Below are 13,099 nucleotides of genomic sequence, written 5' to 3' on the forward strand. Positions count from 1 at the left end.
ATGAGAGGTAGCGACAGAGTTTTTCCTTTTCGCTGTCAATGAAGTTATAGTACAACTTTATGATAGTGATTAGATTCAAAAAATCATTAGATCATTAAGAAATTGATGGTGCCAATGACGTAGGTGTTCACCTCTTCCCATTCCGAACAGAGCAGTTAAGCCCTACAGTGCTGATGGTACTGGGTTAACCCCCGGGAGAGTAAGTCGGCGCCACATTCATTAGATATAGAAGGTTAGTTAACACAAGATGTTGGCTAACCTTTTTTTGTATATCAAGAATTTCTTAAATGTTTATGTTAAAAAATGTAATACATAATATTCTATTCAATATATTGATGAGCAGTTAATTTTAGTGGCAATATTATATATATAATTGGCAAGTTAAAGTTTATTCATCTATATTTTTTCATCTACCTTTACATAGTGATACTTAGAAATATAATTTGAATAATGAAATGAAAATATATCCCACTAATTTAATTCTTACTCTTTTATTGATTATTTCTTTTTCTGTATTTGCTCAGACAAAGTCGAAAAAATCAGCTAAGAAGCCAAATGTTATCGTAATTTTTGCAGATGATTTAGATGCTGATGAAGTAAATATTACTGCTAAAGACCCTGCTTGGGCTACTTTTTCAACTGCCAAAGCAAATGGTGTAAAAGTGGGAAAAAAGGCTGGAACTCCAGGATTACTTACTCCTAACATTGATAAACTTGCTTCTGAGGGAGCAATATTTGATCGTTTTTATGTTACAGCAACTGTATGTACTCCAAGTAGATATGTTCTATTAACAGGTAGATATGCTACAAAAGGTCCTCAGATGTTAGACTTATTTCCTGAAGGAACTCAAGCAACATTAAATTGGGATCCAGCCTTATTGAAGGAAGAAACAAATATTGCAAAAGAGTTTCAGAAGAAAGGATATAGAACAGGAATTGTTGGTAAATGGCATAATATGCCAGAAGATGAAATTAAGACGCAGAAACTAAAGAAAGAAGAAAGAAAGCCACATCCAACTATTGAGGAATTTGAGTCATACAATCATAAGATGGTAAATAATTATAATGCTAATATGGATTATTTCGAAGAAGGCTATGGTTGGGATGTTGTAGATAAAATGGAATGGGGAAATTCTGTTGTTAACTTAGGATGGATGGCCGAAGGTGCATTAGATTTTATAGAAGAAAGTAAAGACGAACCGTTTTTCTTATATCTACCTTTGCCAGTTCCTCATGGTCAATATAGATTTGATTATAATAGAGTCAAAGATTTAAATTTGATGGTATCAGCTGAAGGAATATTAGATAGACAACCTACAGTTTTGCCTTCTTCTGAAGATCTATATAAGAGATTACAGGAAAATAATATTCCTGAGGAGAACGCTATGGCAACACATATGGATGATTATGTTGGTGCAGTGATGAACAAATTAAAAGAACTAGGAATTGATGAAAACACATTAGTGATTTTTACAAGTGATCATGGTTCTAGAGGTAAAAATAGTTGTTACGAAGGCGGTGCAAGAGTTCCATTTTTTGCATATTGGCCAGGACATATAAAAGCTGGCACAAGAAGTAGTAGTTTAATTGCTTCAAATGATGTAGTAGTAACATTGGCTGATATTGTAGGAATAGATTTACCAAATGATATGACTGAAGATGGTTTAAGTTTTGTAAATCAGTTAATGGGTAAAGGTGAGCCGAAGAAGTGGAGAGAGCATATGCTAATCGAAGCAGGTAGTTCTAAAGGTATTGTAACTAAAGATTATAAATATATCGCGAATAGAGTTACGCCTGAAATTGAAGCAAAAATGAAAGCCAACCCTAAAAAAGTTTTCTGGACTGGTAGAGATCATCATAACTATGGTACAGAAAAAATCTATCCAGGATTCTGGGATGCAGACCAGTTATATAACTTAAATGAAGATTTATTCGAGCAGAATAACATTGCAGATAAGGAAAAAGGAATGGTGAAGAAAATGCAGGAAATTTTAACTGAGTATATGAATGAACTTCCTCATTCTTTTGGTGAGTTTAGTTCTAAACAATAATCTAACTAAAGACTTTACGAAATATGATAAATAATATCAAATCACTATTAGCTTTAGTATTATTACTAGGTACTCAAGTTAGTCATGCTCAAAATGATAAAGACAGACCTAATGTTTTAATGATTTGTATCGATGATATGAATGATTGGGTAGGTTTTCTTGGTGGGCACCCTCAGACAAAGACTCCCAATATGGATAAGCTTGCATCAAAGGGTGTTAACTTTGAAAAAGCATATTGTACATCACCAGGGTGTTCTCCAAGTAGAAATGCTTTAATGTTTGGTGTCGAACCTTCAAAATCTGGACTTTATCCTTTCTACAATATCAATAACATAGAAGGAAATGTTTTGGATAAGTATACTGCAATGCCAAAAACATTTAGAGATAATGGTTATGAAACGGTAGGTTTAACTAAGGTATTTCATAACCCGGATAATAAGTATAAGCAAGAGGAGTTATGGGATGAATACAAATATTATGGAAATAAGAAGCTTAATGTGATAAAGGAGAAAGGGTATTATCCTGAGCCATATAACAAGCGTACTGTAGCCTGTCCTGCAAGTAATCCGCTAGAAGATTTTCAAGATTATAGATCTGCCATGCATGCGGTGAAATATTTAGAAAAAGACCATGATAAACCATTCTTCTTAGCTGTTGGTTTTGTATTACCGCATACTTCATTCATTATGCCAGAAGAAAACTTCGATAGATTTAAAGACCCTATTGAAGCACCTGAAATTAAGGCGAATGATTTGACAGATATACCATTAGTTGGTAGAAGTAACGCTCAAATTTATGTTGAAATTCCGGTACAAAAAGATCATGCATGGGAAGATGTTAGAAGAGGATATTTAGCATCTATTAATTTTACTGATGATAATGTTGGTAGAGTGTTGGATGCTCTAGAAAAAAGCGCATATGCAGATAATACAATTGTTGTGTTATGGTCTGATCATGGATTCCATCTAGGTGAGAAGAGAACGTTTAGTAAGTTTTCACTATGGGAAGAAGCAACTAGAACTCCTTTTATTATTTATGATGCTAGAGGGCAAAAAGGAAATGGTAAGAGTTGTAAAGAACCTGTGGGACTTATCAATGTATACAAAACGTTATGTGATTTAGCGGGAATTAAAGAACCTGATTATGTTGACGGTATCAGTTTAGCACCTTGGTTAAAAAAACCAGGTTTGGAAAAAGAGTCACCAGCTATGACTACATGGGGTAGAGGTAACTATACTTTAAGAACTAAAGAGTGGAGATATACAAGATATCATGATGGTTCGCAGGAGTTATATAATGAGTTACAGGACCCTAATGAATGGACTAATTTAGCTGATGATCCAAAATATGCAGCTATGATGGAGAAATTAGCTGATAAATGGCTTCCTAAAACAGAAGCTCCTCAAATTCCGACAGGTAGAGAATTATACAATGTTTCGGATGCTGATCAGAAAATGAAGACGATTAATCAGTTTAAGAAGAATGTTAGAAAATACAATGAGTTAGAATTACAACCTCCATTAGGAGATGTATTAAACTAATTTCTTACATAATACATTCAAGAGTCACCTTATTAATAATTAAAAGTTATTTTTGAGGTGACTTTTTTATTTGAACATTTTTTCATCGAATTAGATAATACCAATTCAAATTAATAATACAGGCTTATATATTGATATGGCATGATTTGATATTAATGCAAATCAATATATTATCTATTTTTGTTGAATAAGAAATAATTTAAAGGACTACATTATTTTTTGATTTTACCTTTTGACATGAAATGATAAAAAACTCAGATTAACTGAATACTTTTTGTAGTCTATTTTTTGAAAATATTGATAGTAAATAAAATGAGCATCACATTTAGATCAGTATTGTTTGTGTCTGCCATGTTTCTGTATTCATGTTCTTCAACAATGAATAAGAAGGTGGAAGAGAAGCGACCAAATATAGTTTTTATACTGACAGATGATCAACATAGAGATCAGTATAACTTTTTGCCAGAAGGAAGAAATGAGGATGGTTCCTTAAAAAACTTGTCTCCTAACATTGATAAGTTAGCCAATGAGGGCGTTATTTTAAGAGGCTTACATTGTCCTAGCCCAATTTGTGTTCCTAGTAGATTCAATTACCTAACAGGTAGGTATGCATCTAGGGCTACCAATGGATGGATGCAAGATTTACATAGAATTCATAAACATACTTTTGTAGCTCAAGAGCCAGAAATTCTACCTGATACACCGACTTTTGCTAGGCAGCTGAAAGACTTAGGCTATGTGACAGGTTTTTATGGAAAGAATCATAGTATTGAGCAAAGAGATTGGAAAAAGTTACCAGTAGATGCTGATGTTACTACTCCTGAATCGAGTAAGTATTTAAAAGAACAGCATGATATGGTTCGTAATGCGATCAAGGAATCTGGATTTGATTATGCTGATAGAGTATATCATACAAACCCAAGAGCTCATGGTCCAAGAGCAATCTCTGTACATAACTTAGAGTGGGTTACTGAAGGAGCTTTAGATTTTATTGATCAAAATAGTGATAAACCTTTTTATCTGTATTATGCTACGACGGTTCCTCATGGTCCGCATGCAGGGTGGAAAAGTGATCCAAAAGCTACACCCGCAGGTATGTTAGAAAACTCTCCAAATATTGGTACTGATAGATCTACTATTCCAACTCGTTTGAAAGAGAAAGGATTAAAGATGGATAGAGGCGATTTGTTATGGTTAGATGATAACGTTGGTGCAGTTGTAAAGAAGTTGGAAGAAAAAGGTGTTCTCGATAATACAATTATCGTTTATGTATCTGATCATGGTGTTGAAAGTGGAAAGACTACTGCTTACCAAGGAGGAATGAAAACGGAAGGTTTTATTTGGTCTAAGAATATTGAAGGTGGTAAAATGGACTTTAGTTTAAGTAGTTCAGTTGACTTTGTTCCTACCTTGATGGATATGATTGGTGGGGATGTTTCAAAATACCCTTATGATGGTGTAAGCCTTAAGCCAATCTTGACAGGTGAAAAAGATAAAGTAAGAGAAACTGTTTATGGTGAAGTAGGAAACTCTAGAGCTGTGATTAAAGGGAAATATAAATACATTGCTTTGAGATATTCTGATTATACCAAAAATATGCCTATTAGCGAACGCAAAGCATGGTTAGGTGCAATGACAACCTATATGCATGCTATTGGAAGACTACCATTTGATAATGATCCAATGGGTAACTTTGGACATTCTGGTCAGATTCCTGGTGGATGGGATAATGAGTGGAAAGCTATGAAGAAATTCCCTGCTTATTTTGAACCAGATCAGTTGTATGATTTAGAAAATGATCCTGATGAACAAGTCAACCTCGCAAATAAAGAAGAGTATAAAGCTGTTCTTGCAGATATGAAGAAAGAACTTCAAGTTTACATTGACGACTTACCAGGTGGTTTTGCTGAATTTAAGAGAGATGAGTTTGAAAATTTATCGCAAGACTCTGTTTTTAGTAGAGCCGAACATTTAAGACAAGACGTATTCCATTAAGATTACAAAGGAGCGAGACACAGTACTCTCGCTCTTTTGATTATTTATTTTTTATTCAATAGAAATGAATATGAAACAACTATTATTTATAATAACGACATTAATTTCTAACAGTATCTTTGCACAAGATTTTCCTTTTTTTGATGGTACAGATAAGAAAACTAATCAGTTAATGTCTGATGCTCAAAAGCAAATCGAAGAGGTAAGAAAAGGTAACTTTACTCTAAATATTGATGGAGTTGATAATAAAAAAGTTACTATAGAATTGGTTAAACATGATTTTACATTTGGTACAGATCTTTATGGTTTAGAAAAAATGGACAATTCTGATCCAATTAAAAAAGCAGCTTTAACTGCAATCGATGATGTATTCAATACTGTTATTGTTTGTGATTATTGGAGTAGAACCCAGAAAAAGCAGAACCAGCCAATGAATTGGAAAATGACTGATTATCATATGAAGTTGGCAAAAAAACACAATAAAGACTACCGTTATCATGCTTTGTTTTTCTCTTACCCTAAATGGTTTTCAACTTATTCAGAAGAAGAGCTATGGGGTTTTATAGAACAACGTATTAAAGATGTGATCGATAAGTATGGTAATGATATTCCGGAAATTGATGTAATTAATGAATTTATCAATTGGCAGTATTGGGAAAATAACCCACATGCAAAGTATTTAAAGACAACTAATTTTCCAGATTTCGCAGATCCAAAGAATGGTGCAAGAGTTTTGAAACTGACTCGAAAGTATATGCCAAATACAAAGCTTGTAGTTTTGGAAACAAATTTATGGTCAACATCCAATCCGGTATACCAAGAAATTTATGATTACCACAAGTCATTAATAGAAGAAGGAGTTGATTATGATTATATCGGTTATCAAGGTCATTATTATGCGTTGAAAAATAAGCCATTTCAAAAAGGAACAAAGGAGTTTGGGCCTAGAACGTTTATGATGGATGATATTAATGCAGGTATCGAGAAAATGGCTAGTTTGGGTAAACGAATTGTGATTACAGAATTTAATCCTCCTTCAAGAAGCAGTAGAAGTAAAAATCCTAATCAAGTAGGTTTGACGGAAAAAGAGGTTGCAGCATGGGAGAAGAACTTTTACACTTTGATGTTCTCAAAACCATATATTGATGGCATTTCAAGATGGTTTACAATTGATAATGTTGGAGGAAAAGGTATGGATGCAGGTGTAATTGATGAGAAAGGAAAATTCAAACCCAATTACTATGCATTGAAAAAGTTGATAAAAGAAGAGTGGCATACAAGCTGGTCTGGTAAAGTAAGTGATTCATCAGTAAAGTTCAATGGCTTTTATGGTACTTATAAAGTATCTATTGAAGGTCAAAAGTCATTTGAAGTGAAGTTTACTAAAGAAGAAAAATCACATAAGATAGATTTAAGTAAATAGACTTTTATAATATGATATATATTTCTTGGACATCAACATTGAAATGTTTTTGACAGAAATGTATATCATATTTCATTTACTGACTACATATATTTGTATAACAACAGCAACAGTTCTTTGATCAAGAATTTTTTCAACGAATTATCAATAGAAATGAAAAAAAACATATTACTTGTAACCTTACTCGTATTCAGTCAATCTATCTTTGCGACTGAATTTGGAGATAAAAACAATAAAAATAAGAAGAAACCTAATGTATTGGTGATTATGACGGATGAGCATAATGCTGATGTGTTGGGTGTAACTGGAAATAAAATTATTCAGACACCAAACCTAGATAAATTAGCTTCTACAGGTGTCTACTTCGATAATACATATTGTCAGAATCCTGTATGTACTCCATCTAGGGCTTCATTTATTATGGGACGCCTTCCATCTAATGTAAATGTGTTTGGAAATGATGCAGACCATAAGGATAAACAATATTTGAAAGACCAAGGACCATCATTGGCACATACCTTAAAAGCTGCTGGTTATGAAGCAGAGTGGATGGGGAAACAACATTGGGGGTGTTCAAATCAGGATTTAGGTTTTGGTGATAAAGGTGATGCTGTTGAGTTAGAGCAAAAAACGAGAAGTAAGCCTGCCAAAATGATGCGTAAGAAAATTGGTAGACTTCCTCAGAATGCTGAAGTGAGTAACTATCCAAAAGAAAATGATGATGATTTTGTAACCGCAGATCATGCTATTGATTATATCAAGAACGCTAAAGAAGACCAACCATTTTTCTTAGGAGTATCTTTCAGAAAGCCACATTTTCCGTTTGAGGTTCAGCAAGAATATTTCGATTTATACGAAGGAAAACTTTCAGCTCCTGAAGTAACTTCATCAATGATTGAAGACCTGCCAAAGAATACAAAAAGAGAATACTACAGATTTAAATTAGATCAAATGACTCCTCACCAAACGCAAAGAGCATTGGAAATGTATTATGGCATGGTGACTTATATTGATGAGCAGATTGGTAGAGTAATCAATACTTTAGAGGAGAAAGGTTTAAGAGACAATACAATTATTGTATACCTAACTGACCATGGAGATATGTGTGGTGTAAAAGGTTGTTGGTATAAGAATAGCTATTATGAAGGCTCTGCCAAAGTACCGATGATTATTTCATATCCTAAGCATTTTCCTAAGAACAAAATTGAAAAAGCAGATGTAAACAACATGGATATTTATCCTACTATCTGTGAATTGGCAGGAATCAAAACTCCAGAAGTGATAGAAGGCGAAACTTTAGTAGCATTAGTAAATGGTAAACAAGATGCGAGTGAACGTTTTGCAATTTCTGAAAGCTATAGATCTAGTTATGGGTCTAGAATGGTGAAGAAAGGAGCTTGGAAATATTGTCATTATGAAGATTCGAAAGACCAGTTATTTAATTTGGAAATTGACCCTAAAGAAATGTATAATGTAATTGATGACCCAAAGAATAAAATGATTGTTGCAGAGTTAAAGAAACTCGCTTTAAAAGATTTTGTAAAAAGAAAACCTAATACAGCAAAATCGAAGTAACATGAAAATTATATTAACATAGACTACTTGTACAAAAACTCAGTAAGAATTTCTTACTGAGTTTTTCTGTTATATTAGAGTACTTTAATGCTTAAAAATGCCAATAATCTTATTTTTTTTTGGCAAGAAATGATATACTTATATATTTCATTAATCGTACATTTGTTATATACAATGATCCTTAAAATATATAATTGTTAAGGTGTGAAATACCTTAATAGTACATAATGATATGTTTTGTATTCTTACAATTTTGAAGTTCAATTCAAATTTTGATGATAAACACTTAGATACTTAACTGTAAAGTTAAGGTAGGTTTTCACCAATCAATAAAATGGCTCATTAAAGTATATTTATTTCAGTTTGAATTACCGTTAACCATAAGGCATAATCTTATTTTATCGCCAATTAAACTTAAGTATGAAATCATTTAATATCATAATTTCCGTTCTTGCATTAACATTACAGTTACAAGCACAGAATAAAAAACAACCCAATGTTTTGTTTATCGCAATTGATGATATGACAACCGAATTGGGAGTATATGGTAATAAAGAAGTGATCAGTCCTAATATTGATAAGTTAGGAAAAGAAGGTGCAGTTTTTATGAATGCATATTGTCAGCAAGCTTTATGTGGGCCTTCAAGATTAAGTGTGATGACAGGAATGAGGCCTGAAACTCTTGGTGTTTATGGTATGAAAAAGAAGCCAAAAATAGAGTGGAGAGATACTCGAAAAGGTATTGTAAGTATTCCTGAACAGTTTAGAAAGAATGGTTACTACAGTGCCGGTTTTGGTAAAATCTATGATGATCGTTTAGGATTAGATAAAGAATATTCTTGGGATCAGATGACTCCAGGTTGGAAGGGGATGTACAAGAACGAAGAGACTAAACAATTGGCCAAAAAAGATTTCAATAGTCGCCCGGCTGTTGAAGCTATGGATGTTGAAGACGGAAAATATACTGATGGTTCTAATACGAACAAAGCTATTAAGTTTTTAAAAAATAGAGAAGATAAATCGCAACCATTCTTCTTAGCTGTCGGATATGCTAAACCTCACTTGCCGTTTGTTGCTCCAAAAAAATATTGGGACATGTATGACAGAGATAAAGTATCGTTACCTGAAATTACAACACCTCCAGAAGGAAGAACAGAGTATACTTTATCAGAATATAAAGAGATTTTCAGTTATAAGGTGAATAATCCTGTGACAGAGAAAGAAGTGAAGGAATTGCGTCATGGTTATTTAGCTTGTGTATCTTTTGTTGATGCTCAAATTGGAAAATTACTTAAAGCTTTAGATAGGGAAGGTGAATTAGAAAATACAATTATAGTATTGTGGGGTGATCATGGCTTTAAGTTAGGTGACTACTCAGAATGGGCAAAAGCGACTAACCTAGAGTTGGATACAAGAGTGCCATTTATTGTTAAGTTACCTAAAGGTCAGACGTTTGTTGGTAAGACAGAAGCAATTGTTGAGTTGGTAGATTTAATGCCTACTTTATGTGATGCAGCAGGAATTGAAACGCCAGATAATGCACAAGGCGAGAGTTTAATGCCTATTCTTACTGGTAAGTCTAAAGACGTTAAAGACTATGCAGTGTCATTGTATACTCGTCCAAAAAATGTTTTGGGACATTCGTTACGTAACGATGACTGGCGATATACAGAATGGAGAGATACTAAAACAGGAGAAGTCATTGCTTCTGAATTATATGATATGACAGATGGCAAGATTGAGCAAATGAATGTAGTGAAAGAAGAGAAGAAAGTTGCTCAAGACTTGTCAAATGAATTGAAAAACTATCTTGATAATACTAAACGATGGGAGGGGCCAGTCTACCCTGCAAATCAAGATTATATATTCTAGTAACATGCGTGACTATTATTTGTGAATTTCTAAGATGTGTGACTTGTATACCTGAATAACAAATAACCTTAGGGTCTTCTTAAATTTTTTTTAGAAGACCCTTTTTTGCCTTGGATCAATACAGTTTTATCTAAATGGATTGATTGAAATCATTAAGTTTTGACAAAAATATATATGATCCTAATTGAGGGAAGTAAACTAAAAAAAATGATAAAATTTAATTTAACTATCCTTCAACATCATTTTATGAAAATGAGAAATGAATAAATTTTATTTTATAACAAAATGAAGAATTAATTATTGATAGGTTGTCAATAATTAGATCTTAGTACATTTACAACATAACTATAATTTATGTTGTAGGTTTAATATCAGTTAATTAGAAGTGACTTACGTATTATTATTGCATAAATAATGAAATGTTAAAATTTAAATATTCTTACATATATTATTTAAAACATCTTACTAATTTTTTATATTGTATTAACCTATTTTTGGAATTAAAAAATTAGTGAGACTACGATTAAAATTGACTATCTAATAAACTAGTGTATTTGTACTAGTAACTTATAATAATGGCAAAATCACATATACAATAGGCAATCTTGTATATTCTTTTGAAAATCGTTTCTCTTACATTTGTAATACGGACAAATTGTTATTTAATACAATTTTGAAGTCAATGGTACTATTTTTTGAAATGAAAGAATGTATTAATGAACTCAATGAATACTAATAAGAAACAACTCTTTTTAACTTGTTTTGTCTACTTACTATTTTTTTGTTTTGGATGTGCAAAACAAAAAGCATCGAATGAGATTGAAAAGAAGCCCAATGTTATTGTTATAATGACAGACGATATGGCATGGGGTGATATTAGTTACAATGGAAATAAAAACATAAATACTCCTCGCATCGATCAATTATCTAAGGAAGGAGCGAGCTTAAGTAACTTCTATGTTCAACAAGTTTGCTCTCCTACCAGGGCTGAGTTTCTGACGGGAAGATACAGCCACAAAATGGGAGTTTATGATACTTCAGAAGGAGCAGAAAGAATGAATGTTGATGAGACTACCATTGCAGAAGTATTTAAAGCAGCTGGTTATAAAACTGGAATGTACGGAAAATGGCACAATGGGATGCAATATCCTTATCACCCAAATGCTAGAGGTTTTGAAGATTTCTATGGATTCTGTTCCGGTCATTGGGGGAACTATTTTGCTCCAATGCTTGAAGATAACGGTAAAATTGTAAAAGGTAATGGATTTATTGTTGACGATTTTACTGATCATGCAATGAAGTTCATGGAAGAGAATAAAGAAGAACCATTCTTTATTTACCTTGCAATTAACACTCCCCACACCCCACTACAAGCTCCACACAAAAACTGGAATAATTTTAAGGATAAGCCTTTAAAGATGTTTTCAGAAACTCACAAGAAAAAGGAGAAGCCTCAGAAAACTAATGCAGCTTTGGCAATGGTGGAGAATATTGATTACAATGTTGGAAGAATCAATGATAAGCTAGAAGCATTAGACATTAAAGATGAGACTATTGTTATCTTCTTTTCTGATAACGGTCCTGCATTCTATCGTTGGAATGGCGGAATGAAAGGTAAGAAGGGTAGACCAGATGAAGGTGGTGTTCTTTCTCCATTCTTTATCCAATGGCCAAACAGAATAAAAGGCGGTGAAGTTGTAAATCAAATAGCTTCGGTTACAGATTTACTACCAACGTTAGCTGAAATGTGCGAGATTCCTTATGCAACAAATCACAAACTAGATGGCATGTCATTGAATGGTTTATTGACAAAAGGTGAAAGCTCGAAATCATTAGAAGACAGAATTATATTAAATCAATTCTACAACAAAATCAGTATTCGTAATCAAAAATTCAGACTGGCGTTTACAGGAGAGTTATATGATATTGAGAAAGATAGAAAGCAATTAGTAGATGTAAGTGATCAATTCCCAGATGTAAAGAAAGAATTGGTGGCACATCAAGAAAGATATGCTAAAGAAATTAAAGAGTACAATCCATCTGAAGATAAAAGACCATTTATTTTAGGTCATCCAGATGCGATATTTACTCAAATACCAGCAAGAGATGCAAAACCACATGGTAACATCAAACGCTCAAACAGATGGCCCAACTGCTCATTTATGCAAGATTGGACTAGCATAAATGACAGTATCACTTGGGATGTATCCGTTCCTTCAAAAGGAAAGTACAATGTTAAGTTATACTATACTTGTCCAGAAGGTGATGAAGGTTCAGAATTTTCATTAACGATTGGTGAATCTGTACTTGACGGTAAGATTGTTGAAGCATGGGATCCACCATTACAAGGTGCTGATAAAGATCTTTATCCAAGAATTGAATCTTATGTAAAAGACTTCAAAACATTGGATTTAGGAGAGATTAATATTGAAAAAGGAGATTTCAGAATGACACTGAAAGCAACGAAGATCCCTAACAAAAAAGTGATGGATTTCAGAATGTTGCTTTTTGAAAGATTAGATAAAAAGGAAGATCTTTCAATGACTTTGAAGTAGTTGATACTATGAATTTGTGATTAAGTTTTCAGTTCCCAGTCGTCTATTTGGGAACTGTGAAACTTCACAAAGTATGAATTGTAATGA

7 protein-coding genes and 1 rRNA gene are annotated in these 13,099 nt (G+C 33.0%); all 8 read left to right on the forward strand.

What is annotated here, in order from left to right; all coding sequences use genetic code 11:
• The first annotated feature begins 104 nt into the window (after window positions 1–104).
• The 8 genes from rrf (at window position 105) to HGP29_RS22320 (ending at window position 13,012) form a co-directional block, all read left to right on the forward strand.
• A 5S ribosomal RNA gene (gene rrf / locus HGP29_RS22285) occupies window positions 105–216 on the forward strand.
• A 239-nt stretch (window positions 217–455) separates the two neighbouring features.
• On the forward strand, window positions 456–2,051 hold the full coding sequence (locus HGP29_RS22290; protein ID WP_168884662.1) for a sulfatase family protein: 1,596 nt from the start codon (window positions 456–458) through the stop codon (window positions 2,049–2,051).
• A 23-nt stretch (window positions 2,052–2,074) separates the two neighbouring features.
• Window positions 2,075–3,592 carry a sulfatase gene (locus HGP29_RS22295; protein ID WP_168884663.1) on the forward strand — a complete coding sequence of 506 codons (1,518 nt, stop codon included), beginning with the start codon at window positions 2,075–2,077 and terminating at the stop codon, window positions 3,590–3,592.
• A gap of 312 nt (window positions 3,593–3,904) precedes the next feature.
• A complete protein-coding gene (locus tag HGP29_RS22300) occupies window positions 3,905–5,587 on the forward strand; it encodes a sulfatase family protein (protein WP_168884664.1) in 1,683 nt (560 codons plus the stop codon).
• Between the two features lie 70 nt (window positions 5,588–5,657).
• Complete coding sequence (locus HGP29_RS22305) at window positions 5,658–7,010, forward strand: endo-1,4-beta-xylanase (RefSeq protein WP_168884665.1); 1,353 nt, start codon at window positions 5,658–5,660, stop codon at window positions 7,008–7,010.
• Window positions 7,011–7,163: 153 nt separating this feature from the next.
• Window positions 7,164–8,585, forward strand: a complete 1,422-nt coding sequence (locus HGP29_RS22310; RefSeq protein WP_168884666.1) for a sulfatase family protein — start codon at window positions 7,164–7,166, stop codon at window positions 8,583–8,585.
• A 420-nt stretch (window positions 8,586–9,005) separates the two neighbouring features.
• Window positions 9,006–10,457 (forward strand): sulfatase, encoded by a 1,452-nt coding sequence (locus HGP29_RS22315; protein ID WP_168884667.1) that lies wholly within the window; start codon window positions 9,006–9,008, stop codon window positions 10,455–10,457.
• Between the two features lie 725 nt (window positions 10,458–11,182).
• Window positions 11,183–13,012 (forward strand): arylsulfatase, encoded by a 1,830-nt coding sequence (locus HGP29_RS22320; protein ID WP_168884668.1) that lies wholly within the window; start codon window positions 11,183–11,185, stop codon window positions 13,010–13,012.
• Window positions 13,013–13,099: the final 87 nt, after the last annotated feature.

Source organism: Flammeovirga agarivorans (assembly GCF_012641475.1).
In the GTDB taxonomy this organism is placed as follows: Bacteria; Bacteroidota; Bacteroidia; order Cytophagales; family Flammeovirgaceae; genus Flammeovirga; species Flammeovirga agarivorans.

What these genes read in the sequence shown, in the direction of transcription:
- HGP29_RS22290 (WP_168884662.1), top strand. Translation starts at nt 456, where the DNA reads ATGAAAATATATCCCACTAATTTAATTCTTACTCTTTTATTGATTATT.
- HGP29_RS22295 (WP_168884663.1), top strand. Translation starts at nt 2,075, where the DNA reads ATGATAAATAATATCAAATCACTATTAGCTTTAGTATTATTACTAGGT.
- HGP29_RS22300 (WP_168884664.1), top strand. Translation starts at nt 3,905, where the DNA reads ATGAGCATCACATTTAGATCAGTATTGTTTGTGTCTGCCATGTTTCTG.
- HGP29_RS22305 (WP_168884665.1), top strand. Translation starts at nt 5,658, where the DNA reads ATGAAACAACTATTATTTATAATAACGACATTAATTTCTAACAGTATC.
- HGP29_RS22310 (WP_168884666.1), top strand. Translation starts at nt 7,164, where the DNA reads ATGAAAAAAAACATATTACTTGTAACCTTACTCGTATTCAGTCAATCT.
- HGP29_RS22315 (WP_168884667.1), top strand. Translation starts at nt 9,006, where the DNA reads ATGAAATCATTTAATATCATAATTTCCGTTCTTGCATTAACATTACAG.
- HGP29_RS22320 (WP_168884668.1), top strand. Translation starts at nt 11,183, where the DNA reads ATGAATACTAATAAGAAACAACTCTTTTTAACTTGTTTTGTCTACTTA.